This is a genomic window from Bradyrhizobium lupini (assembly GCF_040939785.1).
Classification (GTDB): Bacteria; Pseudomonadota; Alphaproteobacteria; order Rhizobiales; family Xanthobacteraceae; genus Bradyrhizobium; species Bradyrhizobium canariense_D.
This window is the reverse complement of record NZ_CP162553.1, coordinates 4460291-4483815: the sequence shown is the minus strand read 5'-3', so window position 1 is coordinate 4483815 and position 23525 is coordinate 4460291. Positions and strand designations below refer to the sequence as shown.

General features: G+C 64.3%; 23 protein-coding genes, 1 tRNA gene and 2 pseudogenes. 12 read left to right on the top strand and 14 right to left on the bottom strand.

Going from position 1 to position 23525, the window contains the following annotated elements:
- Window positions 1-15: 15 nt before the first annotated feature.
- The gene (locus tag AB3L03_RS21195) at window positions 16-993 is read left to right on the top strand and encodes a peptidyl-alpha-hydroxyglycine alpha-amidating lyase family protein (protein ID WP_018453226.1); all 978 of its coding nucleotides are present in this window, start codon (window positions 16-18) and stop codon (window positions 991-993) included.
- 214 nt (window positions 994-1207) lie between these two features.
- Window positions 1208-1765 (top strand): HNH endonuclease, encoded by a 558-nt coding sequence (locus AB3L03_RS21190; protein WP_368506989.1) that lies wholly within the window; start codon window positions 1208-1210, stop codon window positions 1763-1765.
- Window positions 1766-1837: 72 nt separating this feature from the next.
- On the opposite strand, the gene AB3L03_RS21185 is transcribed toward AB3L03_RS21190, so the two are convergent.
- Window positions 1838-2839 carry a family 16 glycosylhydrolase gene (locus AB3L03_RS21185; protein ID WP_018453225.1) on the bottom strand — a complete coding sequence of 334 codons (1002 nt, stop codon included), beginning with the start codon at window positions 2837-2839 and terminating at the stop codon, window positions 1838-1840.
- Between the two features lie 302 nt (window positions 2840-3141).
- Between AB3L03_RS21185 and AB3L03_RS21180 the strand changes: the two genes are divergently transcribed.
- The 3 genes and pseudogenes from AB3L03_RS21180 (at window position 3142) to AB3L03_RS21170 (ending at window position 6137) form a co-directional block, all read left to right on the top strand.
- Window positions 3142-3363 carry a dodecin gene (locus tag AB3L03_RS21180; protein ID WP_018453224.1) on the top strand — a complete coding sequence of 74 codons (222 nt, stop codon included), beginning with the start codon at window positions 3142-3144 and terminating at the stop codon, window positions 3361-3363.
- Window positions 3364-3521: 158 nt separating this feature from the next.
- Window positions 3522-5426, top strand: coding sequence for a diguanylate cyclase (locus tag AB3L03_RS21175; protein WP_368506988.1), 1905 nt, complete (start codon window positions 3522-3524; stop codon window positions 5424-5426).
- A 64-nt stretch (window positions 5427-5490) separates the two neighbouring features.
- Window positions 5491-6137: pseudogene (locus AB3L03_RS21170) on the top strand (HAD family hydrolase).
- Between the two features lie 24 nt (window positions 6138-6161).
- On the opposite strand, the gene AB3L03_RS21165 reads toward AB3L03_RS21170, so the two are convergent.
- From AB3L03_RS21165 to AB3L03_RS21140, 6 genes are all read right to left on the bottom strand, one after another.
- On the bottom strand, window positions 6162-7130 hold the full coding sequence (locus tag AB3L03_RS21165) for an ABC transporter ATP-binding protein (RefSeq protein ID WP_368506987.1): 969 nt from the start codon (window positions 7128-7130) through the stop codon (window positions 6162-6164).
- Window positions 7127-8122 carry an ABC transporter ATP-binding protein gene (locus AB3L03_RS21160; RefSeq protein ID WP_085350758.1) on the bottom strand — a complete coding sequence of 332 codons (996 nt, stop codon included), beginning with the start codon at window positions 8120-8122 and terminating at the stop codon, window positions 7127-7129. The genes AB3L03_RS21165 and AB3L03_RS21160 overlap by 4 nt, the downstream gene beginning before the upstream one ends.
- Entirely contained in the window at window positions 8122-9039 is a 918-nt protein-coding gene (locus AB3L03_RS21155) for an ABC transporter permease (RefSeq protein WP_007597392.1), read from the bottom strand. Before AB3L03_RS21155 ends, AB3L03_RS21160 begins: the two co-directional genes overlap by 1 nt.
- Window positions 9005-9964, bottom strand: a complete 960-nt coding sequence (locus tag AB3L03_RS21150; protein WP_007597394.1) for an ABC transporter permease — start codon at window positions 9962-9964, stop codon at window positions 9005-9007. The genes AB3L03_RS21155 and AB3L03_RS21150 overlap by 35 nt, the downstream gene beginning before the upstream one ends.
- A gap of 28 nt (window positions 9965-9992) precedes the next feature.
- Complete coding sequence (locus AB3L03_RS21145) at window positions 9993-11783, bottom strand: peptide ABC transporter substrate-binding protein (protein ID WP_368506986.1); 1791 nt, start codon at window positions 11781-11783, stop codon at window positions 9993-9995.
- Window positions 11784-12044: 261 nt separating this feature from the next.
- Window positions 12045-13463 (bottom strand): M20 family metallopeptidase, encoded by a 1419-nt coding sequence (locus AB3L03_RS21140; RefSeq protein ID WP_085350760.1) that lies wholly within the window; start codon window positions 13461-13463, stop codon window positions 12045-12047.
- Between the two features lie 283 nt (window positions 13464-13746).
- On the opposite strand from AB3L03_RS21140, the gene AB3L03_RS21135 reads away from it, so the two are divergent.
- From AB3L03_RS21135 to AB3L03_RS21125, 3 genes are all read left to right on the top strand, one after another.
- A complete protein-coding gene (locus AB3L03_RS21135; RefSeq protein WP_018453218.1) occupies window positions 13747-14718 on the top strand; it encodes a S1C family serine protease in 972 nt (323 codons plus the stop codon).
- A gap of 28 nt (window positions 14719-14746) precedes the next feature.
- On the top strand, window positions 14747-15817 hold the full coding sequence (locus AB3L03_RS21130; RefSeq protein ID WP_085350762.1) for a phospholipase: 1071 nt from the start codon (window positions 14747-14749) through the stop codon (window positions 15815-15817).
- An 82-nt stretch (window positions 15818-15899) separates the two neighbouring features.
- Window positions 15900-16106, top strand: coding sequence for a hypothetical protein (locus tag AB3L03_RS21125; protein ID WP_018453216.1), 207 nt, complete (start codon window positions 15900-15902; stop codon window positions 16104-16106).
- Window positions 16107-16183: 77 nt separating this feature from the next.
- Here the strand turns inward: AB3L03_RS21125 and AB3L03_RS21120 are convergent, their stop codons facing one another.
- From AB3L03_RS21120 to AB3L03_RS21110, 3 genes are all read right to left on the bottom strand, one after another.
- Window positions 16184-16843 (bottom strand): DsbA family protein, encoded by a 660-nt coding sequence (locus AB3L03_RS21120; RefSeq protein ID WP_368506985.1) that lies wholly within the window; start codon window positions 16841-16843, stop codon window positions 16184-16186.
- A 98-nt stretch (window positions 16844-16941) separates the two neighbouring features.
- Window positions 16942-17418: a PaaI family thioesterase gene (locus AB3L03_RS21115; protein WP_204512485.1), complete on the bottom strand. Its 477-nt coding sequence runs from the start codon at window positions 17416-17418 to the stop codon at window positions 16942-16944.
- 3 nt (window positions 17419-17421) lie between these two features.
- Complete coding sequence (locus AB3L03_RS21110; protein WP_018453213.1) at window positions 17422-17850, bottom strand: thioesterase family protein; 429 nt, start codon at window positions 17848-17850, stop codon at window positions 17422-17424.
- Window positions 17851-17959: 109 nt separating this feature from the next.
- Here AB3L03_RS21110 and AB3L03_RS21105 point away from each other — a divergent pair, with 109 nt between their 5' ends.
- The gene (locus tag AB3L03_RS21105) at window positions 17960-18508 is read left to right on the top strand and encodes a TetR/AcrR family transcriptional regulator (protein WP_085350765.1); all 549 of its coding nucleotides are present in this window, start codon (window positions 17960-17962) and stop codon (window positions 18506-18508) included.
- 47 nt (window positions 18509-18555) lie between these two features.
- On the opposite strand, the gene AB3L03_RS21100 is transcribed toward AB3L03_RS21105, so the two are convergent.
- On the bottom strand, window positions 18556-19047 hold the full coding sequence (locus AB3L03_RS21100; RefSeq protein WP_085361101.1) for a hypothetical protein: 492 nt from the start codon (window positions 19045-19047) through the stop codon (window positions 18556-18558).
- A 202-nt stretch (window positions 19048-19249) separates the two neighbouring features.
- Between AB3L03_RS21100 and AB3L03_RS21095 the strand changes: the two genes are divergently transcribed.
- The gene (locus tag AB3L03_RS21095) at window positions 19250-19534 is read left to right on the top strand and encodes a PsiF family protein (RefSeq protein WP_018453210.1); all 285 of its coding nucleotides are present in this window, start codon (window positions 19250-19252) and stop codon (window positions 19532-19534) included.
- Between the two features lie 98 nt (window positions 19535-19632).
- Window positions 19633-20718: an AbrB family transcriptional regulator gene (locus tag AB3L03_RS21090; RefSeq protein WP_085350767.1), complete on the top strand. Its 1086-nt coding sequence runs from the start codon at window positions 19633-19635 to the stop codon at window positions 20716-20718.
- Window positions 20719-20721: 3 nt separating this feature from the next.
- On the opposite strand, the gene AB3L03_RS21085 is transcribed toward AB3L03_RS21090, so the two are convergent.
- Window positions 20722-21261, bottom strand: coding sequence for a disulfide bond formation protein B (locus tag AB3L03_RS21085; protein ID WP_018453208.1), 540 nt, complete (start codon window positions 21259-21261; stop codon window positions 20722-20724).
- A 154-nt stretch (window positions 21262-21415) separates the two neighbouring features.
- Here AB3L03_RS21085 and AB3L03_RS21080 point away from each other — a divergent pair.
- A tRNA-Leu gene (locus AB3L03_RS21080) sits at window positions 21416-21500 on the top strand.
- Window positions 21501-21601: 101 nt separating this feature from the next.
- Here the strand turns inward: AB3L03_RS21080 and AB3L03_RS21075 are convergent.
- Window positions 21602-22924 (bottom strand): FAD-binding oxidoreductase, encoded by a 1323-nt coding sequence (locus AB3L03_RS21075; RefSeq protein ID WP_204512486.1) that lies wholly within the window; start codon window positions 22922-22924, stop codon window positions 21602-21604.
- A 345-nt stretch (window positions 22925-23269) separates the two neighbouring features.
- Window positions 23270-23509, bottom strand: a pseudogene (locus AB3L03_RS21070) (cupin domain-containing protein); the annotation flags it as partial.
- Between the last annotated feature and the right edge of the window lie 16 nt (window positions 23510-23525).

Below are 23525 nucleotides of genomic sequence, written 5' to 3'. Positions count from 1 at the left end.
ACAAGAGGAGAATTCATGCCAGCCATTCTCGGCACCGGCGAGCACCGCTACCGCGTCGTTGAAAACTTCGCAAAGCTGCCGGACGGATGGCAGCTCACCGACGTCGCCTCGGTCGCGGTCGACAGCAAGGACCGCGTCTACGTCTTCAACCGCGGGGCCCATCCGATGGTCGTGCTGGACCGCGAGGGCAATTTCTTGCGAAGTTGGGGCGAAGGCCTGTTCTCGCGCGCCCACGGCCTGCACATCGATGCCGACGACAATCTCTATTGCACCGATGACGGCGACCACACCGTGCGCAAGTGCACCACCGACGGCAAGGTGCTGCTGACGATCGGCATCCCCGAGAAACCGTCGCCGTTCATGAGCGGCGATCCCTTCCACCGCTGCACCCACACCGCGCTGTCGCCGAAGGGTGAAATCTACGTCTCCGACGGCTATGGCAATGCGCGCGTGCACAAATTCACGCCCGGCGGCAAGCTGATGACAAGCTGGGGCGAACCCGGCACCGATCCCGGCCAGTTCAACATCGTGCACAACATCGCCACCGACGCCGACGGCTTTGTCTATGTCGCCGACCGCGAGAACCACCGCGTGCAGGTGTTCGACGGCAACGGCAAGTACGAGACGCAGTGGAACAATCTGCACCGCCCTTGTGCGCTATGCTGTTGCGGTGGGGCTAAGAGCCCGACCTTCGTCATCGGGGAACTCGGCCCTGGCCTGGCCGTCAACCGCAAGGTGCCCAATCTCGGCCCGCGGCTCTCGATCGTGGACGCCAAGGGCAACCGCATCGCGCGGCTCGGTGGCGAGGAAGGCCCGGGCGTTGCGAGCGGCAAGTTCCTGGCGCCGCACGGCATCGCACTGGATTCCAGGGGCGACATCTATGTCGGCGAGGTCGGCGTCACCGACTGGAAGACCAGCTTTCCGGACGAGGAGATGCCGGCCGTGGTGCGCGCGACGCGATGTTTGCAGAAGCTGGAGCGCGTGCGGGAGTAGCTGCCTCGGCACATCCACGTCGCGCTGTCAGGATGACGCTGCCTCAACGGCCTCGGACTTGGAAATCACAGCGTTTTGCGCGCTTTGCCACCCCCCGGCCGCATTGCTTGTGCCGGAATAAGTCGCTCAACGGGCTTCACAATCCCGTCACGCTGCATGTAGTATGTCAGTTACGTGCTGCTTCGCAGCGTACATTGGAGGCCAGGAGCGTTACTTGAACGCACATGTCTCGCAAGGCCATTGGCCGGTGTTGGTGCTGAATGCGGACTTCCGGCCGCTGAGTTACTACCCACTGTCTTTGTGGTCGTGGCAGGACGCGATCAAGGCGGTATTCCTCGACCGCGTCAACATCGTCGCGCATTACGATCAGGCGGTCCATAGCCCCACGCTGCAAATGCAGCTGCCGAGCGTCGTCTCGCTCAAATCCTTCGTCAAGCCGACCACCCACCCTGCCTTCACCCGATTTAACGTCTTCCTGCGCGATCGTTTCGCCTGCCAATATTGCGGCTCGGCCGAAGACCTCACCTTCGACCACATCATCCCGCGCAGCAAAGGCGGCCAGACCACCTGGGAGAACGTGGTCGCGGCGTGCTCGCCCTGCAATTTGCGCAAGGGCAATCTGACGCCGGTGCAGGCCAAGATGTTTCCACGCCAGCACGCCTTCGCGCCGACCGTGCACCAGCTCCACCGTAACGGCCGCCTGTTCCCGCCGAACTATCTGCACGACAGTTGGCTGGATTATCTCTACTGGGATACGGAGCTGGATCCGTAACGTCGGCGTGCAGGCCCTCGGCAATCCATCGTTGACTCGCGCCGCCCAACGCCGGGAGAGATCAGCGAGCTTCTATCTGCGCGCCTGCTCCAGATCGATCTGATAGACGGAAATCCGGTCGATCTCGAATGCGACGGTAGGCGGCGACTCCGCGTCGACCGGACCGACGCCGAGAAAGAATTTGGATCCGATCGCGAGATTGACGATCATGTACATGGGATCGTCGAAACCGATCGGCACCTTGATGTCGGACACCGGTCTGCGGTCGATGAAATAGACCAGGCGATCCTCCTCCCACAGCACACCGTAAGTGTGGAATGCGCTCGACGCGTCGCCGACCGCGAAGTCGAAGCCGCAGGACTGAATCTTCTGGGTCGAGGGAATCCGCCAATGCGTCGTCATCACGAGATCGCCCGGCTTTTCGCCGCGGCCTTCCAGCACGTCGACCTCCGGCGGCCAGCCACCGTCATCCGCCAGCATCCAGAACGCCGGCCACACTGCGTGCCCGACCGGCACCTTGGCGCGGATCTCGAAATAGCCGTGCTTCTGCGCGAACGTGCCCTGGGTCGTCAGTATCCCGGAGATGTACTCGTTGTCGAACAGCACCGGCTTCAACCCCGGCGGGGTACGGCTGGCGACGATCGACAGCACGCCGTCCTTGACCTTGAACGGATCGAGCCCGAGCGGCGCCGCGTTGCGCCCCGCATAGCGCGGATCGACATAGATCTGTTGCTCGCCATTGGCGCTGGTCTTGCGCTTGAAGTCGGAGCCGTCGCCGCCCCAGTAACGCGCCTCCGGCCAGGCCGCGCCGCCGGCGTAATGCGGCACCCAGCGTCCGTTTGCCAGCGGATGCTCGTCAAAATCCTCGTTGAAGGTCCGGCGTAGCGGCAAGAAGACCAGCGAGGCCGGATTGACCTTCTCCAGCCGACGGCACTCGATGGTGGAGGGATCGGTCGTGACCTGCAGCGACATGCTCATCGGGGCACCGTCGAGATCGTCCTGCGCGATGGCCGGCGCGGGCACAACGCAGAGACCGATCGCAGCCAGAGCGCCCCTCGTCCAACGCTCGATCATCACCGCACTTCGAAGACGCCAGAGGAAAGGCCGAGGTTAGCTTACTCATATCGGAACCGGCAAGAGCGGGCCGGCGACCGCGCGCCAATTCAGGAGCGCCGCTTGCACACGCGATCCAGATTTTCGTGCACTTAGAAAAATTGGGACGCCTAGGCAGCGCTCGGAAGGCGAGCGGCAGGCTCCTGCCGGGACGGAACTCGGGGCGCCGGCATCCGTTCAGAGTCGAGGCCGGATGTCGCGCGGGCGCCAGTTGTCCGCGACAGACATATCCGGTCCCGCCACAGCACGAGGGGAGAATAGTCATGGCCACAAGCGAGACGGATCACGTCTACAAGATCCTGGAACTGGTCGGATCGTCCGAGACGTCGATCGAGGATGCGATCAAGAACGCGGTCAGCCGGGCCGCAAAGACCGTTCGCGAGATGAAATGGTTCGAGGTGGTGCAAACGCGCGGCCATATCGAGAACGGTGCCGTGCGCCACTACCAGGTGACGCTGCGGGTCGGCTTCACGCTGGATGAGTGAGGCAGAAAGGCCCGGCGCGCGGGGTCAGCCTGGTTAGCTCGACGATAGCCCGTCAATTGTCGAGGATTGTTCCGACCGGAAGCGCACAATCCGCACGGAAGTTGCAACAGCCCGTTAAGGCCAAAGTGAGAGGTTTGCGCCGAAATGGAGCAAGCCTGATGACCACGGGCCGCGAACTCGGAAAGACGCGCCTTCCGCTCTGGGCAGCGGGTTTCGTCATCCTGACCTGCTTCGCCATCCTCGGCTTGAGCGCCTGGCGTGAATGGGAAACACGCAATGCCGATCTCAAGAACGCCGAGATCGACGTCGCCAATCTTGCGCATTCGCTGATCCAGCACGCGGACGACACCTTCGAACTCGTTGATACAATCCTCGTAGGCCTGGTCCACCGGCTCGAAATCGACGGGACGGGTCCGGACACGATCACCAAGCTTCAGGCCTATCTGCCGACACGAAAATCATCGGACCGGATCCGCGGCATCTTCGTTTATGACGCGAGCGGGCAGTGGCTTGCCACGACCGAGCGGCTCGACTTCTCCAAGCTCAACAACAGCGACCGCGAATATTTCCAGCGTCATCGGGACTCGCCGGAGATGGGCACGCTGATCGGACCGCCCGTGAAGAGTCGAGCCGGGGGCCAATGGGTCGTCACCGCGTCCCGCCGGATCAACGATGCCGACGGCGGCTTCGCCGGCGTTGCCCTGCTCACGATCGACGTCGGCTATTTCGTCAAGTTCTACGAGCGGTTCGACATCGGTACGAACGGCTCGGCATCGCTGCTCAACGATAGCGGCATCATGCTGGCGCGCAGCCGCGACGACAGTGGCGCCTTTGTCGGACGCGACCTGTCCAATGCGCCCTTGTTCAAGGGATGGGAAAGTCGCCCCGCCGCAGCAGTCTACTATTTCAAGTCGCCGCTCGATGGCGTCCAGCGGCTGAGCTATTACCAACGCAGCAGCCGCTATCCCCTAATGGTGCTGGCGAGCAAGTCGCGGGACGACGTGCTGGCGCCGTGGCGGCAAGCCGCGGCTGCGCGCACCACCTTCGTCCTCGGCCTCGTGCTGCTGATCGCGGTGATCGGCTTCTACCTGGTCCGTCAGCTCGTACAGCGGCAGCGCACGGCCCAGGCCCTCGTCGTCAACGAAGCAAACTTCCGCCTGTTGGCCGAGCAATCCAGCGACATGGTGACCCGGATCGGGCTGGACAACCGGCTGCTCTACGTTTCCCCCTCGTGCGTACGCATCACGGGCTGGTCCTCCGACGAGCTGCTATCCACCTCGGCCCTGGCCGGCATTCACGCCGACGACATGGAGCGGGTCGAGCAGGCTATCGCCGCGCTTAAGAATGGCGAGGCCGAGGAGACGCGGTTCGTCTATCGCCACCGTCATCGCGACAAGGGCGAGATTTGGGCGGAGGCGGCGTTGCACGTGACCCTGGCGTCGGACAGCGGTGAGATCGACGGCGTCGTCGCGGTGGTGCGCGACATCACCGAGCAGAAGGGTCTTCAGGACAAGCTCGCCTCGCTTGCAACGACCGACGGCCTCACCGGACTCGTCAACCGGCGCGCGTTCGACGAGCGCCTCGCCGAGGAATGGGCCCGGGCCCGGCGCGATGGCACGCAGCTCTCGCTCCTGCTGATCGATGTCGATCATTTCAAGAAGTTCAACGACCAATACGGGCATCTGGCGGGCGACGGATGCCTGCGCGCGCTGGGCCGGATCCTATCAACCCACACCAAGCGCCAGGCCGACGTCGCGGCGCGCTACGGTGGCGAAGAATTCGCCGTGCTGTTGCCGAACACCGGTCCCGAGGGCTGCGCCGAGGTCGGCGAAGGGATTCGCAAGGCTCTGCACGATCTCGCCATGCCGCATGCGCAAAGTCCCCCCTCGCGCCTGGTGACCGCAAGCGTTGGCGGCGCGACGAGTCTGCCGTCCCAAACCACGGCGGACTGCAGCACGCTAGTCGGCGCCGCCGACCGCGCGCTCTACGCCGCCAAGGACAACGGCCGTGACCGGCTGGTGATGTCGGGACAGGTCGTTCCCTGGCCCGCCAGGAGCGCGTGACGGATCGACCGTTGGCCCGATTTGTTGCCTGCGCTCCAGCGGGTATGGCTTGGATCACGGCCGGATGTTCGGCCAATCCGAGAGTGCTGCGGTGACCGGTCAAATCAAACTCGTCGTCTTCGACATGGACAATGTCCTCTGCGACTACGACAGGGCAAAGCGTGTCGCATGGCTGGCGAAGGTTGCGGGGACCACGAGCGAATCCGTCCACAAGGCGATCTGGGACAGCGGCTTCGAGCTGCTCGGCGATTCCGGCACACTCGATGCCGCGGACTATTTGCGGGGTTTCGGCGACCGCATCGGCTATCCGTGTCACTGGACGAGTGGATCGAGGCGCGACGCCGTTCAATGCAGGCCGATCGTGCCATGCTGGAGATTGTCGGCAGCTTGCGTCAAACCGTCGACATTGCCGTCCTGACCAACAACACGACGCTGGTCGCCGACCATATCGCAGCGCTGCTGCCGGAATTGCCACCGCTGTTCGGCTCGCGAATCTACGCCTCGGCCCGGTTCAAGACGGCGAAGCCGGACCCGCGCTGCTTCCGCCTCTGTCTGTCGGAGCTCGACGTCAAACCGGAGAACGTCCTGTTCGTCGACGATCTCATGGCCAATGTCGCCGGTGCGCGAGAGGCGGGCCTGTTCGCGCATCACCACACCTCGGTTGAGGCTTTCAGGCGGGCCCTGTCGGAGCACGGCCTGCTTCACGCATGAATGCGCGATCCGCTTTTCCCGGCGTCAGGCGAGATGGCACGCCACAAAGTGCCCGCCTGCTCCCTCCTTCAGCTTCGGTGCGCTTTCCGCGCAACGCGGCTGGGCGATAGGACAGCGGGTGTGGAAGTGGCAGCCCGACGGCGGCTTCATCGGGCTCGGAACGTCGCCCTTGAGGCGGATACGCTCGCGCTTGAGCTTGGGATCGGGCACCGGCACCGCCGATAACAGCGCCCTCGTGTAGGGATGCTGCGGATTGCGGTAGAGGTCGCTGGCCTTGGCGAGCTCGACGATACGGCCAAGATACATCACCGCGACTCGGTCGGAGATGTGCTCGACCACCGACAAATCGTGCGCAACGAAGAGATAGGTGAGGTTCAGCTCCGCCTGGAGATCTTCCAGCAAGTTGATGACCTGCGCCTGGATCGAGACGTCGAGCGCAGACACCGGTTCGTCGCAGACGATCAGTTTCGGCTCGACCGCGAGCGCACGCGCGATCACGATGCGCTGGCGCTGACCGCCGGAGAATTCATGCGGATAGCGGCGCATGTGCTCGGCCTTGAGCCCGACCTTCACCAGCAGGCTCGCGACGCGATCCTCACGCTCCTTGGCGGATGAGCCGAGCTTATGGATGACGAGGGCTTCGCCGAGGATGGCGCCGACCGTCATGCGCGGATTGAGGGAGGCGAACGGGTCCTGGAACACAAGCTGCATGTTCCGCCGCATCGCGCGCAAATCGTTGCCGCCGAGCTGGCGGACATCCTGACCGTCGAACACGACCTCGCCGTCGGTCGGTTCGATCAGGCGCAGCACGCAGCGTCCCGTCGTCGACTTTCCGCAGCCGGATTCGCCGACGAGGCCGAGCGTCTCGCCGCGGTTGACCGAGAACGAGACCCCATCGACGGCATAAACGCTGCCGACCTGGCGCGACAACAGGCCGCCATGCACGGGAAAATATTTCTTCAGGCCGCTGACGCGGAGCAGGGGCTCGGTCATGCTGCGCCTCCCAACTGCGTATCTCCCAGATGACAGGCCATACGGTGGCCGGGCGCGATCTCGCGCAGCAGCGGCTCCCTCTCGGTGCAGACGCTCATGGCGTGGCGGCAGCGCGGAGCGAAGCGGCAGCCGACCGGCGGATTGATCAGGATCGGCACCGAGCCGCCGATCGCCTCCAGCCGCACCTTGTGCTCGCTGGCGAGATCGATGCGCGGGATCGAGCGGATCAGTCCCTGGGTATAGGGATGGCCGGGATTGCCAAAGAGGTCGTCGACGGGCGCCTCCTCCACCACCTTGCCGGCATACATCACGACGACGCGTTGCGCGGTCTCGGCGACGACGCCCATGGCATGGGTGATCAGCATCACCGCCATGCCGAAGCGTTCCTTCATGTCCTGGAGCAGGTCGAGGATCTGCGCCTGAATAGTGACGTCGAGGGCCGTGGTGGGCTCATCGGCGATGATCAGTTTCGGCTTGCAGGCGAGAGCCATCGCGATCATCACACGCTGGCGCATGCCGCCGGAGAACTGATGCGGATAGTTGTGCACGCGGCCTTCGGCGTTGGGAATCTGCACCAGCTTGAGCATCTCGATGGTGCGATCGAGCGCCTGTTTCCTGGTGACATTCTCATGGCGGCGCAGGCTTTCGGCGATCTGCTCGCCGATGGTCAGCACCGGATTGAGCGAGGTCATCGGCTCCTGGAAGATGAAGCCGATCTCCTTGGCGCGGATCTCGTCGAGCTGACTGCTCGTCAGCGGCACGAGATCGCGGCCCTCGAAGATGATCTCGCCTGCCGCGATGCGGCCCGGCGGCATCGCGATCAGCTTCAGGATCGACATCGCGGTGACGGTCTTGCCGCAACCGGATTCGCCGACGACGCAGAGCGTCTCGCCGCGGTTGATGGAGATGTCGACACCGTCGACCGCCTGGAGGATGCCGTCGTCGGTGGAGAAGTGGGTTTTCAGTCCCTTGATCTCGAGCAGCGGCGCCATCAGATCACCCGCCGCGCATCGAGCGCGTCACGCAGGCCGTCGCCGATAAAATTGATGGCGACCACTGCGATGAAGATCGCGCCGCCCGGGAATAGCGCCCAGTGCGGGCCGATGTCGAGAAAGTCTTTCGCGTCATAAAGCAGCCGGCCCCAGGTCGGCGTATCCGGCGGGAAGCCGAGGCCGAGGAAGGACAGCGTCGATTCCGCGATGATGGCTGCGGCCACGTCGATGGTGCCGGCGATGATCACCGGACCGAGCGCATTGGGCAGGATATGGCGCACCACCTGCCGTACCGGGCTGGCTCCGAGAGCGCGCGCGGCTTCGACGAATTCCTTCTCGCGGATCGACAGGAACTGGGCGCGAACCAGGCGGGCGACCGGCATCCAGCGCAAGCCACCGATCACGAGCACGATCAGGATGAAAATGCCGCCCTCGGGGCCGAAAGCGGCCTTCAGCCCGTCGCGGAAGAGATAGATCAGCAGCAGCAGCAGGGGCAATTGCGGCAGCGACAAAAAGAGATCGGTGAGCCACATCAGCCCATGGCCGAGCGCGCCGCGCGACATGCCGGCGAGCGCGCCGATCAGCACACCGACAAAGACCGAGACCAGCATCGCGGCGAGACCGACCGCGAGCGAGATGCGCCCGCCATAGATCATGCGGGCGAGGATATCCTGCCCGAGATCGTCGGTGCCAAAGGGATGGGCTAGCGACGGCCCCTGCATGCCCGCCACGATGTCGATGTCGTCGATCTTGACCCGCCAGATAAAGGGGCCGACCACCACCGCCAGGATCAGAACGAGGAGCAGGAACGCGCTGACCACGGCAAGCTTGTGGCGGCTATAGCGCCGCCACGTCTCGCGCCAGGGCGAGTAGACGCGCCGCTCAGCGGAGGGAGATGCGAGGGTCAAGCCAGCCATAAAGAACGTCCGCGATGAGATTGAACAGCACGACCAGGCACGCAAAGACGAAGGTGACGGCCATCACCACCGGCGTGTCGTTGGAAAGGATGGAGGAGATCAGCAGCGAGCCGATGCCGGGGATGCGGAAGATCTGCTCGGTGACGATGGCGCCGCCGAACACCGCCGGGATTTGCAACGCAATCAACGTGACGACCGGGATCATCGCGTTGCGCATCACATGCTTGATGATCACCCGCCTCTGGCCGATGCCCTTGGCGCGCGCGGTGGTGACGTAGTCGAGCCGGATCACGTCGAGCATCGCCGAGCGCACGAAACGCGTCATCGACGCAGCCTGGAACAGGCCGAGCACCGCCACCGGCATGATGGCCTGACGGATCATCTCCAGCACCCAGTGAATTCCCGTGCCCTTGATGTCGGTCGTGTAGACGAAAGGCAGCCAGTCCAGCGTGACCGAGAAGATCAGGATGAACAGGATGCCGGTGAAGAAGGTCGGCAGCGAGAAGCCGACAAAGGCGAGCGTGTTGGCGACCTGGTCGAACAGCGAATAAGGTTTCGTCGCGGCGTAGACGCCGACCGGGATCGCGATCAGGAGCGCAAGGATCTGCGCCGAGCCGATCACGTACAGCGTCGTTGGCAGTCGCTGGAGAATGAGCGTGTCCACGTTCATCCGGCTGACGAAGGAGAAACCCCAGTCGCCGTGCAACATGGCGTTGAGCCAGTGCAGGTAACGAAGGTAGATCGGATCGTCGAGGCCGAACTTCGCCCGAAGCGCGAGAGCGACTTCGGGCGGTACGTTCGGATTGGTCGCCAGCTCGGAGAAGGGATCGCCCGGGGCGAGTGCGAGCACGACGAACAGCACGAGCGAAATTCCGAGCAGGCTCGGAATCGCGATCAAGAGGCGACGCAGGACATACTGGCTCATGAAGAAGGACCGCTCTAGGCGTGCGTGATCATTCTTCGCGATACCAGTCGAACAAATTGTCGGTCTCGTTGGCCCAGCCGGAAACGACCGGGCGCAGATTGTTGGCCGCCGCCTCGACCTTCAGGCGGTGCTGCACCGGGATGAAAACGATGTCCTGGTACATGAGGTCATTGGCCTTGATGTAGAGCGCCGCGCGCTTGACCGGATCCATTTCGCCGTCGGCGGCCAGGATGGTCGCGTCGTACTCCTTGTTGACCCAGCGCGGGAAGTTGGTGCCCTGCCACTTGTTCTCTTTGGTGGCGACGAGGTTCGAAAGGTAACGACGCATGTGCTGCGACGGATCGGGCTGGCTCAGCGGGATCTGGAACATCTCCATGTCGGCGTAGAACTTGGAATAGGTGTCGGGATTGCCGACGTCGGAGGAGAAGAACACGGAGGCGACGACCGATTTCAGCTCGACGTCGATACCCGCCTTCTGGCAGGCCTGCTTGACGATGGCCTGCGTCTTCTGGCGCGGCCCGTTGATCGCGGTCTGGTAGAGGAGCTTCAGCTTCTTGCCGTCCTTCTCGCGGATGCCGTCGGCGCCCGGCTTCCAGCCGGCGTCGTCGAGGATCTTCGAGGCCTTCTCCACGTTGAACTCCCACGAGGTGTTCTTGGACACGAATTTTTCGGGCCCGTTGAGGAAGTTGGCGGTGGTGCGGCCGGCGCGGCCGTAGATGGCCTTCTTGACCGATTCGCGATCGATCAGCAGCGAGAGCGCCTTGCGCACCGCTGGATCAGAAAACAGCGGGTGCTTGGTCTTTATCGAGGAGCGTTCGCCATCGACCTCGGTGTTGGGATCGGTGAAGTTCAGCGCGATGAATTCGGTGTCGCCGCCGACGGCGTAGACGGTTTTTCCCTTGCCGCCCTTCTCCAGGCGCAGCAGCACGTCGTCCTCGACCTGAATGTTCCAGCCGAAATCATATTCGCCAGTCTGGATCACCGCGCGCGCGGCAGAGACGGCGTCGCCGCCGCCCTTCATCTCGATCGAATCGAAATAGGGGCGGTTGGCCATGTGATAATCGGGATTGATCACGCCGCGGACAAGATCGCCCGGCTTGAACTCGACGAACTTGTAGGGGCCGGTACCGACCGGCGAGAGGTTGGTCGGCGCCTCCCGCGACTTGGACCCCATATAGTCCTTGAACAGATGTTTCGGGATGATGGTATTGGGAGCCCCGACAAAAGCGTCGGCCCAGAACGGCGTCGGCTTGTTGAACAGGATGCGGACCGTGAGGTCGTCCACCTTCTCGACGGTGATGTCGCGGAGCGTCGCGATGGTCAGTGCGGAGGTCGCCGGATCCTTGGCATATTCCCAGTTGAAGACGACGTCGTCGGCCGTGAACGGCGTGCCGTCATGCCATTTGACGCCGGGCTTGAGTTTCCAGGTCACCGACTTGCCGTCGGCGGCGAGGCCACCGTTCTGGATCGAGGGAATTTCGGCGGCCAGGACCAGCTTCATGTTGCCGTCGGGATCCCAACAGGCGAGCGGCTCGTAGAACAGACGCGCGCCGTCCTGGTCCTTGGTGCCGGTGGCGAAATGCGGATTGAGCAGGGTCGGCCCCTGCCACCACAGCAGCTTGAGCGCGCCACCGCCGCCGCGCTTGGTCGGCTTGTAGGTCGAGGCGCCCTCGGCCATGGCGACGCCGCCAAGCGCGAGAATCTGGTTGGCCAAAGGCGCGGTGAGACCCACGGCGGCAAGACGCTGAATGAAGCCGCGGCGATCCATCCGCCCGTCCTTCACGTCACCGATCATCGAACGCAGTTGTTTATCCAGCATGGTTGTCCCCGTCTGGTTCCCGTATGGATGCAGGCGGTCGCGCGAGGCGACCACCGGGCTTGGCTGGCGGTAGATGGCACACCGAATGGGGTGCGCGTCAACTGCGACCGTGTGTATGCAAACGGTCTTCTGACTGTCTGTTGGGCAAAACCATATTCCGCAGCCCATCCGATCGGCAATCCAGCATCAAAACACGCTGAATTCCGCGCTGCACTGCAGAAAATTTGATCGCCGCATCAGACGAAGTATCGAGGCGAAATTCTACGCCACGGACATGTCGAGCGGCGGCGCGACGTGGTCTGGCAGCGGACAGACGTAAGGCGTCTTGGCTGTCCGCTTCTGGAGGTCAGCCTTGGCAGCCTTGATCAGCTCCGGGTCCGTCAGCGCCTTGATACCGATGCCGGCCATCGCCTTGGCGGCCTGCACCATGGCCTTGTGCGCATGCGCGCTCTTGCCCTGCGCGACCACCTGCCAGGTGTGGAAGGGCGTACCGATTGCAACCGTGGGTGCGTGGACCTGCACGGTCGGCACCACCCAGCTCACGTCGCCGACGTCGGTCGAGCCGACCAGCGGATTGCGCTTGGCATCCAGTGGCACCAGGAAGTCAGCCAGCGGCCGGTCGGTCGGCTCCATGCCGATCGCGTAATAGACCGACTCGATGTCCTTGTCGCTCAGCGTTGCGCGGATCTCCGTGGCAAAGCCCTTGTCTGCGTCGTCGAAATGCGGCGGTCCGAGCTCTTCCATGACCCGATGCAGCGCCTGCTCCAGCGGCGTGTTCGGCAGGATGTTGGAGACCGCGGAGATGATCTTCATCTCGACCTTGGTCTCGGTCATCAGCGCCGCGCCGTCCGCGATCTTGCTCACGCGTCCGACCAGCTCGTTCATGCCAGGCAGATCACGGGCGCGGATCGAATAGCGCACGCGCGCATGCGCCTGCACCACGTTCGGGGCGATGCCGCCGGTGTCGAGCAGCGCGTAGTGCACGCGCGCGTCGCTCGGCATGTGCTCGCGCATATAGTTCACGCCGACATTCATCAGCTCCACGGCGTCGAGCGCGGAGCGGCCGAGATGCGGCGAGGCCGCCGCATGCGAGGTCCGGCCCGTGAAGATGAAATCGGCGCGGGTGTTGGCGAGTGACGGCGTCACCGCGACTTCCCAGAAGCTGTGCGGATGCCAGGTGATGGCGATGTCGGCGTCTTCGAATGCACCGGAGCGCACCATGAAGGCTTTTGCCGCGCCGCCCTCCTCCGCGGGGCAGCCGTAATAGCGCACGCGGCCCGGCACCTTGTTCTCGGCAAGCCAGTCCTTCACCGCCGTCGCGGCGAGGAGAGCTGCGGAACCCAGCAGATTGTGACCGCAGCCATGGCCGTGGCCGCCAGTCTCGACCGGACGATGCTCCGCGACGCCGGCCTCCTGGCTCAGGCCCGGGAGCGCGTCATATTCTCCCATGAAGGCAATGACCGGTCCGCCCTCGCCCCATTCGCCCATCACCGCGGTCGGAATGCCCGCGACCTGCTCGGTGATGCGGAAACCCTGATGACGCAACTCGGCGAGATGCTCGGCGGCGGATCGCGCCTCGGTGTAGCAGACTTCGGGCATGCCCCAGACCTTGTCGCTGAGGTCGATGAAACGTGCCTTGATCGTGTCGATGCCACGCCAGATATCGCTGCGGTTGTCCATGCTTCGGCCCCGTGATCCCTCGGTCAAACGAAGCGGCAATGGTTAGCAGCTTCATTGTACCGCGCCTAGCACCTCGCCGGACAGCAGCCATGCGGCCAATGCCGGAGGCCCGCTTGACCCGCCGTGCATCAAGCCTTCCCGCGCCTTTCAAAGATTTCATCCGGTGCCTCGGGAATAGTTGGGGAACGAGGCTTTCAAGACGGCCTCCTCCGGCCTAAATTATCCATGCTTCGCGCGTCGTTCCGCTAATCGGCGGAGCGATGCTCTCAGCCAGGAGAACTCCATGCCCGCCCTGACCGAATGGAGAGTGCCACCGGCCAATCAGCCGCGTGCGAGCGATTACGGTTTCGATCTCGACCGCGCGCTCGCCTCCGTCGTCGGCCTGCATGCCATCATCCCGCCGGACGCCTTCAGCGCCGAGACACTGGGGACTGAACGCGCCGGCAACGGCGTCGTGATCGACGACGGGCTGGTGCTCACCATCGGCTACCTCATCACCGAAGCAGAGTCCGTGTGGCTGCATGTCGGAGACGGGCGCGTGGTGGAAGGACATGTGCTCGGCTTCGATGCCGTCACCGGCTTTGGCCTGGTGCAGGCGCTCGGCCAGCTCGATGTCGCCCCCTTGCCGCTCGGGATCTCGGCCGAGACCCGGCTCGGCGACCGCGTCGTGGTCGGCGGCGCTGGCGGACGCACGCGCTCGGTCGCGAGCCAGATCGTGGCCAAGCAGGAATTCGCCGGCTACTGGGAATATCTGCTGGACGAGGCCATCTTCACCCATCCCGCGCACCCGAATTGGGGCGGCACGGCGCTCCTCAACGAGCGCGGCGAGCTGATCGGCATCGGCTCGCTGCAGCTCGAACGCGAGCGCGAGGCCAAGGCCGAGCACGTCAACATGATCGTGCCGATCGACCTGTTGAAACCGATCCTGGACGATCTGCGCAAATTCGGCCGCGTCAACAAGCCGGCACGGCCGTGGCTCGGACTGTTTTCGACCGAGATCGACAACCGCGTGGTTGTGATCGGGATCTCCGCCAATGGTCCCGCCGCCCGTGCCGAGCTCAAGACCGGCGACGTCATCCTCGCGGTCGACGGCGAGAAGGTCACGAGCCAAACCGGCTTCTACAAGAAGCTGTGGGGCCTCGGCGCTGCCGGCGTCGACGTGCCGCTGACGGTACATCATGAAGGCGTCACCTTCGACGTCACGGTGACCTCGACCGATCGCTACAAGCTCTTGAAGGCGCCGAAGCTGCACTGACGATCAGAACTGACGCAAGGAAGCGACGATGAGCGAGGCCGTCGTTGACGATATCGTGGCCGTGCTGCCGCCGCTGCTCAATGCGCTGGAGGCGCTCGCCTTTTTTCAGCGCAACCTGCACCCGCCGGCCTTCGGCTCCGTGATGAATGCGATTGGCGCTCCCGACGAGGCGTTGCAAGCGGCGCGCGCGGCAATCCGAGAATGGCCGGAGGAGTTCACCGGACTGCGCGAGCGGCTCGATCGTGCCTGCGACGAGACGCTCGCCGCCTTTGCCGGCCTGCGCGAGGTCGAACGTGGCAATGGCGACCTCGTCGCGGTCTTCCGCGCACTACGTCATGTGCCGCGCGCGCAGGAGGCACTCTATCCGCTGGCCGTGCGGTTTCCGCCGGTCAGCAGTTTCTTCCTCAACGCCGCGAATCGCGAGAATGCCGACCTGTTGTCGCGGCTCGAAGCCGGCGCGGACGCGCACACCGGCATCATCCACGATCACAACGAGCCCGGCAGCCGCGGTGGCTTTTCGGTCTACGTGCCCGAATATTATACGCCCGATCGCGCCATGCCGCTGGTGATGGCGTTGCACGGCGGCAGCGGCAACGGCCGCGGTTTCCTGTGGAGCTGGCTGCGCGATGCCCGCAGTCTTGGTGCGATCCTGGTGGCGCCGACCGCGACCGGCCCAACCTGGGCGCTGATGGGTGACGATTCCGACACGCCCAACCTCATGCGCATTCTCGAAACCGTGCGCAGCCGCTGGACCATCGACGCCTCGCGCATGCTGCTCACCGGCATGAGCGACGGCGGCACCTTCTGCTACGTCACCGGCCTCGACGGCGCCTCGCCCTTCACGCATCTCGCGCCGGTGTCGGCGACCTTCCATCCGCTGATGGTCGAAATGGCTGACGCTGCGCGTCTGCAGCGCCTGCCGATCTTCATCGCGCACGGCAAGCTCGACTGGATGTTTCCGGTGCAGACCGCGCGGCAGACGCAGGCGGCCCTCGCCGCCGCCGGCGCCGACGTCACCTATCGCGAGATCGACGACCTCAGCCACACCTATCCTCGCGAGATCAACGCGGAGCTGGTGCAGTGGCTGAATGGAGAATGAACAACCTCTCCTTCCCTGCGCCCTACTGCCGCGGAACAATCGATCCGGGCCGACGTTATCGCCCGTCATCGGAGGTTTCGCCATGCGGATGTTTCTTGGAATGATTTTGGGCGCGCTGCTGCTTGCCTGCGGCGTGTATGTCTATGACTCCATGCAGACGTCGTCGGTTGCTCATGGCGAGGTCGCGACGACCAATCGCACCATCGTAAACTGGGATGTCGCCAAAGCCGATTGGGACGCGCTGCGCGATCGCGCGCACAAGGACTGGGTCCGCATCTCCTCCAAGTAACGATGTGGTATCATGAATGAGGCGCCGTCGCGGGTCCGCGGCGGCGCCTTCGTATTGCGCGGTGAATATCGCTCGGCTCAGTTCATCTTGGCCTTGCGGGCGTCGGCGATGACCTGCTCGAACTCGTTCATGCTGAGCACGCCGGGCACGTGGTATTTGCCGACGATGAAGGACGGCGTGCCGCGGAAACCGAAGGCTTCGGCCTGCTCGTTGTTGCGCTTGAGCACGGCGTCGATGTCCTTGGCGTGATCGGCGAGATCGCGCTTCAACCGATCCATGTCGACGCCGGCCGCCGCGAGCAGTTCGTTGATGCGCGGCTCCGTCAGGCGCGAGCTGACGCCCATCATGGCGTCATGGGCCTGGTGGTATTTGTCCTGGAATTTCGCCGCCATCGCGGTCCGCGCGGCCGTGACCGAAACCGGACCGAGAATCGGCCAGTCCTTCATCACCAGCCGGACCTTGCCGTCGTCCTGGATGACCTGACGCAACTCGGGCTCGAGCTTGCGGCAATAGGGGCAGTTATAGTCGGACCATTCGATGATGCTGATATTCCCGTCGGGATTGCCGGCCACGGGAACGTCGGGATCGCGCAGCACCTTGGCTTCGGTCAGCACCTCGTCTTCGTCGGTTGCCGCCCGCGCCGCGGTGATCCCACCGGCGACAAGGGCGCCCGCTCCAATCAGCGTCAGCGCCGCGCGCCGCGTCGGCACAAGGCTCTTATTCCTGAATCCAGCCATATCTCGTTCCATTTCGGTCCCATTTCCGTGGATACGGTCCGAGACTGGGAGTTGTTACAGGTCATATAGAGTGTCGCGGCGCCGATGTCATCGCCACGCTATGCCGGTATCGGGGCCGGCGCTTGGGAAGCGGCAACGCGGGGCAGCATTGCCATCAGCGTGCCGGTCATCGCGGCGATCAACGTGACCTTGCCCTCGTGCTCGGCAAACGCCCTGGCCTCGCAAAAGGTCAGCGTGCGGCCGGGCTTGACCACCTCTGCCTTGAAGACGAAACGCTCGCCCCGTGCCGGCGCGAGCAGCGTAGTCTTGAACTCGACGGTGAGGATATCGGCCTCGCGAGGCATCAGGGTGAAGGCGGCGACACCACAGGCATTGTCGAGGCCTGCGGTAATGATGCCGGCGTGGACAAAGCCGTTCTGCTGTGTGAGGGCCGGCGAATGCAGCATGGCTAATTCAGCCTCGCCCGGCGCAAGGCGGACGATCACGATACCGAGCGTGTGCATCGCCGGCTGGCCGTCGAACATGGCGATGGCAGCCGCGCGATAGCCCGGGTTCTTCGGCTCATATGCAGCCATGGCTCAGGCCTCCGCCTTCTCGGCGAGGTGCCTCAAGGCCACCTCGCGGATGGCATCCGTGAACGGCACCGATTTGCGCTGGCTCCGGTCCATGTGCACGCCCGTGATCTCGCAGAACGCGGCGATCTCGCCGGTCTCGGCATTGGTCATGTCGTGCCGGAAGCGGATCGATTTGTCGCGGATCTCAAGCAGATGGCTGCGGATCTCGACGATGTCACCGGCGCGCAGCTCGCGCTTATAGGTGATGTTCTGCTGCACGGCGGCCATGCCGCGGCCGGAGCCGCGCAGATAGCTCGGCGTCAGCCCGAGGCGGGCGAACAGATTCCAGTTGGCCTCGTCGAATTTGCCGACATACCACATGATGTTCATATGGCCGACGTGATCGCACTGCCATGGATAGACCGTGCCGCGATAGGTCGCCTCCTGCTCCATCGCAATTCTCCCTGGCCTTTTCTGCCTTTGATTGTCGATACGGTAGCGTATCAACCTCCTCCCGCGTTAGCAATACGGCACCGTATCAAGAATCGGCGAGGCTGCCTGCATGAGTGACGGCAAAGGCGATGTCTGGGTCGAGGCAGGGCTCACCGAGCTCGCCCGATCGGGAGTCGAGGGGGTTCGGGTCGAGGTGCTCGCCAAGAACCTGGGCGTCACCAAGGGCGGCTTCTACCGCCGCTTCGCCGACCGTGCCGCGCTGCTCGGTGCCATGCTGGAGCGCTGGCGCGAGGGGCGCTCAATGGCGATCGCGCAGCAGACGAGCCTTGATGGCCAAGAGCCCCGCGAACGGCTGCGGGCGGTGATCCAGCTCTATTCCGAGCGGCTCAATCCCGACGGGATGGCAATCGAGCTTGCGATCCGGCAATGGGCCCGCTCGGACGAGGGCGCCGCCGCGGCGGTGGCGAACGTAGACGCGGCGCGGCTGAAGCACGTCACCGAGCTCTATCGCGCGACCGGCCTCGATACCGAGGCAGCCGAAGCGCAGGCCTTCCTGTTCTACTGCTTCATCTTCGGCCAGAGCCTGCTGTTCGTCGAGCGCGGCCCGCGCAAGCGATCGCAGCTCGTCGCGAAATCGGCCGAGAAGCTACTGGATTAAAGCAAGAGGCCGGAGCTTGGCTCCGGCCTCTGCGTCGTCTGGAAGCGTCAGGCGGCGCCCTTCAGCTTCTTGTTGCATTCGCTGTAATAGCCGCCGCCCTTCTCGATCCACTTCATGCCGCCATTGCCGTTGGTGGCCTTGTTGGCGTTGTACTGGTCGACGCAGGTGTGCAGGCGCCCCTTGCCGGGGGTCTCCTTGGCGTATTTCGGATCGACCGCGTTCGGATAGATCGCGGGGCCGGCCGGCAGGGTCGGGGCAGCAGCCGGGGCGGCCTCCTTCTTCGCCTGCTTCGGCTCGGCGGGAGCGGCGGGCGCAGCAGGAGCGGCCGCGGTCGGCGCAGCCGCTGGCGTCGCGTCCGCGCCGCACTGGGCCTTGCGGAAGTCATTCCACTTCGTGGTGCCGAGCGACCCGTCCTTCTTGGCGGCCTGGTATTTCGCGCTGCACTCCTGCGAGGTCAGCGCCTGCGCCGGCGCACTTGCCACCAGCGCGGCAAAGCCCGACAGCGCAACTGCACATAGCAACTTTGATTGAATGGTCATCCTTGGTCTCCTCCTTGATCTTCCCCCGAGGGAAGTGAACCGAGGATTGCTATCCTAGCGTGCCGCCCGCCCGCGACAAGGAAGCGATGGCTGCTGCCGCCAAAATATAGTGATCCTCCACGTTCCAATTATTCATGTCGCGTTCAGCAACGCCGGCCGACTTTCGCGCCCTTCGCAATTCCCGCAAGAAGAGTGCAGCACCATGACCCTCACATCTCGCCTCGCCGTCGTCGCTCTCGCCTCCCTGCTCGCCACCGGCACCGCCTTCGCGCAGACCGCCGCGCCGGCAGCAAAGACCGACACCAAAACCACAACCGCCGCCCCCATGGACAAGAAGGCACCGAAGGAGCACTCGGCCGAGTCGCTCGAATGCTCCAAGCAGGCCGACGCCAAGGGCCTGCACGGCAAGGAGCGCAAGAAATTCCGCTCCGAATGCATCAAGACCGCCAAGGCCGGCATGGCCGCGCCGGCTGCGGAGAAGAAGTAAATCCTTCCCCCCTGCTCGCGGCTTCGGCGAGAGGCGCGCGCATTGCGGTATGACGTGGCCGCAATTGTGCGCCTCTTGTTGATTTGCGATAAGGTGGTGTGAAGCAAATCACCGCCTCCCTGCCGTTCGAATGGCCGAGCCGTGCCAAGATGTTGAGCACGGTGGAAACGCTCGTCATTGGCACCGCCGGGGGCCTCGTGTTTCTGCTCGCGGGCCTTCCGGGGGGATTGATCTCGGGCTCCATGATCGCGGTCGGGATCGCCGCGATCGCCGGTCGCCAGCTGACGCTGCCGCCGATCCTGACCCAGACGGTGCTGGTGCTGCTCGGCATTTCGTTAGGATCAGTCGTCTCTCGCCACCTGCTTCAACAGGTCAGTGCCTATCCGCTCACCATCGGGCTGCTCGCGCTCGCGACCTTCTGCTCGACCTTCGGCTCCAGTTATTATCTCCAGCGCATTCACGGCTGGGACCGCACCTCGGCCTTCCTCGCCGGCAGCCCCGGCGCGCTGTCGCAGATCACGATTTTGGCGGTCGAGCGCGGCGCCGACCTGCCGGGCATCGCGGTGGTGCAGACCATGCGCGTCATCATCCTCACCGCGGCCCTGCCGATGGTGCTGGCGTTCGCCGGCGTCGCGCCCTCCGTCGCGCCATCGCTGACGACGACGATCGCCTCGCCGCTCGACCTCGTCGAGCTGGTCGCGGCCTCGCTGGCCGCGGCACTCCTCCTGCGGCTGATCAGGTTTCCGGCGAGCTGGATGTTCGGTGCGATGATCGGCTCAAGCGTGCTGCATGGCGCCGGTTGGGTCGAGGGCGGCCTGCCGGACTGGGTACGCGGCGTGGCGCTGGTCGGCATCGGCGCCCTGATCGGCAGCCGCTTCGCGCGGATGAGGATCAAGACGCTCGCCGGCCACATCAACGCGGCACTGGGCTCGTTTGCCATCGCCATCGCCGTTTCCGCGATCTTCGTCGGCATCGTGGCGCTCACCACGCAGGTGAAATTCTCCGACGTCGTGGTCGCCTACGCACCGGGCGCGATGGACGCCATGCTGGCGCTGGCCCTGACGCTGCACATCGATCCGATCTTCGTCGGCGCACATCACCTCTCGCGCTTCGTCTTCGTGACGATCGCGACGCCGGGCATTGTGCACCTGTTCGGCCGGACGCAGGACGATGTGGATGATTGAGCCTCAGCGCTTCACCGTCGCAACGAATCCCCACGCGGCGATCGCAGCCATCAAGAGCGAGATCAGCACGTTGTAGCCGGCAAGCGAGAGGCCGAGGAAGCGCCACTGCACCTCGTCGCAGCGGACCACCTTCACGGTGTCGAGCCGCGACAGCAGGTCGGTGGCGCTGCCGAGATTGACGACGGGACCGGAGCAGTCGGTCGGTCCCTTCCAAAAGCCCCATTCGACGCCGGAATGATAGGTGCCGAGCCCGGCATTGGCGATGCTCGCGAGCGCAAGGATCGCCAGGCCCGCGAGCAGCAGCGGTCTCGGCGCACCGCCCCGCGCCGCGAGTGCGATGAGCAGGCCGAGCGGGATCACGAGGTAATAGGCGTAGCGCTGCTCCAGGCAGAGCGGACAGGGCACAATCCCGAGCACCAGCTGGAAGAACCAGGCGCCCGCGATGGTCGCGGCTGCCGTCAGCGCGACCGCGAGCGAAGCGGCCAGCGCAGGGGTCGTGGCCGCCGGTTTGAACGCAGGTATTGCGGCACTCTGGGTTGTCACGGCAGCCTCTTTTCGATGGGTCGCTTTCCAAGGCTGTAACCCCGGCTCATGCGGCTGTCGAGAACGGCCCGGATCACTTTGGCGCGGGTTGACCCCGCTTGGTCCATGGCTATAGTCCGCCGGCTTCGCGACGCCCGCCTAGGGCCGACCGAGGGCCCCTGTGGCGGAACTGGTAGACGCGCTCGACTCAAAATCGAGTTCCGCAAGGAGTGCTGGTTCGATTCCGGCCAGGGGCACCAACTAGGCTGTTCAAGCCCGTTCTAAATCGTCCGCAACCATCCGCAGTACTCCAAACCTGGCGTTGCTCGGTACGCGTCAGGCCCGACTTCCGGCTCGATCTTCAGATGGCCGAGATGTCCAGCTTCGAGCCATCGGTCAGACGCGACAGCCGGAACGGTGCGGGATCGACGCAAGGAGTGTCGTTGACGAGAAGCTGTGCGGCCAGATAGCCAAGGCCCGGGCCCAAACCGAAGCCGTGACCCGAGCAGCCCGCTGCGAGGACGAGGCCTTCCACCCGGTCCACCTTCGACACGACAGGCACTGCATCCGGCGTGCAATCGACGAAGCCGCCCCAAGCGCTACCGAGCTTTATTTCGCCGAGTTGGGGGAAGGTTTTCCGGACACTCGCCACCACTTGGCTCACCAGCCATTTCAAGGGCGGAGGATCCAGCACGCGATTCTGTTCGAAGATCCGATCGTCGTTGGTCAGCAGCGCCGTCATTGAATCCGGCCCCGAAACGAACGATTGGCCGACGCCAATCCTGACGTTCTTCAGGCGACGCAAGAACTGCGGCATGAATTCCCGGCTGTACCGGATAGCCTGGGGCGTGATTTCGAGGTTCGCCTTGCCGCTGATCGCAAGCGTATAGCTGCCGTCCAGTCGACGCGTGATCGTGCAGTAGGGTGTGGAGACCGCCTCGCCTATGTTGATTGTCGGGGTGGAACGCAGCGCGGTCTGACGGATGCTCGCTTGGGGAAAACTGATCCCGAGCGGCCGAAGGAAGCGCGAGGACCAGGCGCCGGCGGCGCAAAGCACCGCGCTGGTTCTGATATAGCCCTTCTCCGTGTGCACGCCTGCAATCTTGCCATTGGCCAAGTCGAGCGCCCGCGCGGCGCATCCCTGGTGGATCGTGGCGCCCAGAATTCTGGCCCCTTCGGCGATAGCCGGCGCGGCGAGCGCAGGTTCGGCCTTGCCGTCCCGAGCCGAATAGGTCCCGCCGACCCATTTGTCGCGCGCTTCGGGGACGCGCTCGGCCACCTCCGCCCGGCTCAGCACGCGGGTGTCGACGTCGTACTCCCTGGCGACCTCGCGCCACCTTTCCCAGCCGGCGAGCACAGCCTCGTCGTGGGTCGCATAGACGAGTCCGCAGCGCCGAAATCCGAGGTCCCGATTGATATCGCGCGTGAGCTCGTCCCACAGCCGCATAGAGATCAACGAGAGTGGCAGTTCGCGGCGATCGCGGTTCTGCTGCCGGCACCAACCCCAGTTTCGGCTCGATTGTTCACAGGCGACGTGACCCTTCTCGAGGAGCGCCACAGAGAGGCCGCGCTTCGCCAGGTAATAGGCGGCCGTAGCGCCGAGGATACCGCCGCCGACTATGACGACATCGGCCTCGGCCGGGAGACGCTCATCGCTGTGAATGCGCTCGACATGGGGCGACATGTTCCAACGAACCTCGGCTGCCAAGAACGCGGAAGCAAAATTCCGATCAACCCTTCATCGCATCAGGCGCCCGATAGAATGTGCTGAAATCATCTAGGACTTCGCAAGATGTTCGGGTTTTTGAGCGCTTGAGCGATACGAGCTGCTCAAGCGCGATCGTCCCAGTTCGGCGCAACGGCGGCGCGACCTGCTTGTCCACGGAGACTGGACCGCTTTTCGATGCCCCAGAAAAATGGACCCAGACCGTCGCGATTGGCTCGGCGACACCGGGACGAGTGATGTCCTGAACCACGAGCGTCGAGAAGGCACCAGCGCGGCGGCAAAGCCCATTTCGGCGCCCGAAGTCATCTTCCGCACTGTCTCGATCGTCTTCCATACGCCGACATAGCCGGGTTTCATCACAAAGCTGTCGCCGGCGCGGAAAATGCGAGGCTCCTTGCCTTCCTCGGTCAGCTCCACCACGCCGGAAAGGATGTGGCAGTACTCAAAGGTCTCGCCCTTGATCGAGCGGTTCTCGCCAGGCGTGGCTTCCCAGACTCCGGTCTTCACCGAGTCGGCGCGGGAGGAGTCCTGCTCCCAGGTCCTGAGGTCATCGAGGCCG

Excerpts from the sequence above, each read along its gene's own strand:
- AB3L03_RS21195 (WP_018453226.1), top strand. The coding sequence starts at position 16 with ATGCCAGCCATTCTCGGCACCGGCGAGCACCGCTACCGCGTCGTTGAA.
- AB3L03_RS21185 (WP_018453225.1), bottom strand. The coding sequence starts at position 2,839 with ATGATCGAGCGTTGGACGAGGGGCGCTCTGGCTGCGATCGGTCTCTGC.
- AB3L03_RS21180 (WP_018453224.1), top strand. The coding sequence starts at position 3,142 with ATGGCCACAAGCGAGACGGATCACGTCTACAAGATCCTGGAACTGGTC.
- AB3L03_RS21175 (WP_368506988.1), top strand. The coding sequence starts at position 3,522 with ATGACCACGGGCCGCGAACTCGGAAAGACGCGCCTTCCGCTCTGGGCA.
- AB3L03_RS21165 (WP_368506987.1), bottom strand. The coding sequence starts at position 7,130 with ATGACCGAGCCCCTGCTCCGCGTCAGCGGCCTGAAGAAATATTTTCCC.
- AB3L03_RS21160 (WP_085350758.1), bottom strand. The coding sequence starts at position 8,122 with ATGGCGCCGCTGCTCGAGATCAAGGGACTGAAAACCCACTTCTCCACC.
- AB3L03_RS21155 (WP_007597392.1), bottom strand. The coding sequence starts at position 9,039 with ATGGCTGGCTTGACCCTCGCATCTCCCTCCGCTGAGCGGCGCGTCTAC.
- AB3L03_RS21150 (WP_007597394.1), bottom strand. The coding sequence starts at position 9,964 with ATGAGCCAGTATGTCCTGCGTCGCCTCTTGATCGCGATTCCGAGCCTG.
- AB3L03_RS21145 (WP_368506986.1), bottom strand. The coding sequence starts at position 11,783 with ATGCTGGATAAACAACTGCGTTCGATGATCGGTGACGTGAAGGACGGG.
- AB3L03_RS21140 (WP_085350760.1), bottom strand. The coding sequence starts at position 13,463 with ATGGACAACCGCAGCGATATCTGGCGTGGCATCGACACGATCAAGGCA.
- AB3L03_RS21135 (WP_018453218.1), top strand. The coding sequence starts at position 13,747 with ATGCCCGCCCTGACCGAATGGAGAGTGCCACCGGCCAATCAGCCGCGT.
- AB3L03_RS21130 (WP_085350762.1), top strand. The coding sequence starts at position 14,747 with ATGAGCGAGGCCGTCGTTGACGATATCGTGGCCGTGCTGCCGCCGCTG.
- AB3L03_RS21125 (WP_018453216.1), top strand. The coding sequence starts at position 15,900 with ATGCGGATGTTTCTTGGAATGATTTTGGGCGCGCTGCTGCTTGCCTGC.
- AB3L03_RS21120 (WP_368506985.1), bottom strand. The coding sequence starts at position 16,843 with ATGGCTGGATTCAGGAATAAGAGCCTTGTGCCGACGCGGCGCGCGGCG.
- AB3L03_RS21115 (WP_204512485.1), bottom strand. The coding sequence starts at position 17,418 with ATGGCTGCATATGAGCCGAAGAACCCGGGCTATCGCGCGGCTGCCATC.
- AB3L03_RS21110 (WP_018453213.1), bottom strand. The coding sequence starts at position 17,850 with ATGGAGCAGGAGGCGACCTATCGCGGCACGGTCTATCCATGGCAGTGC.
- AB3L03_RS21105 (WP_085350765.1), top strand. The coding sequence starts at position 17,960 with ATGAGTGACGGCAAAGGCGATGTCTGGGTCGAGGCAGGGCTCACCGAG.
- AB3L03_RS21100 (WP_085361101.1), bottom strand. The coding sequence starts at position 19,047 with ATGACCATTCAATCAAAGTTGCTATGTGCAGTTGCGCTGTCGGGCTTT.
- AB3L03_RS21095 (WP_018453210.1), top strand. The coding sequence starts at position 19,250 with ATGACCCTCACATCTCGCCTCGCCGTCGTCGCTCTCGCCTCCCTGCTC.
- AB3L03_RS21075 (WP_204512486.1), bottom strand. The coding sequence starts at position 22,924 with ATGTCGCCCCATGTCGAGCGCATTCACAGCGATGAGCGTCTCCCGGCC.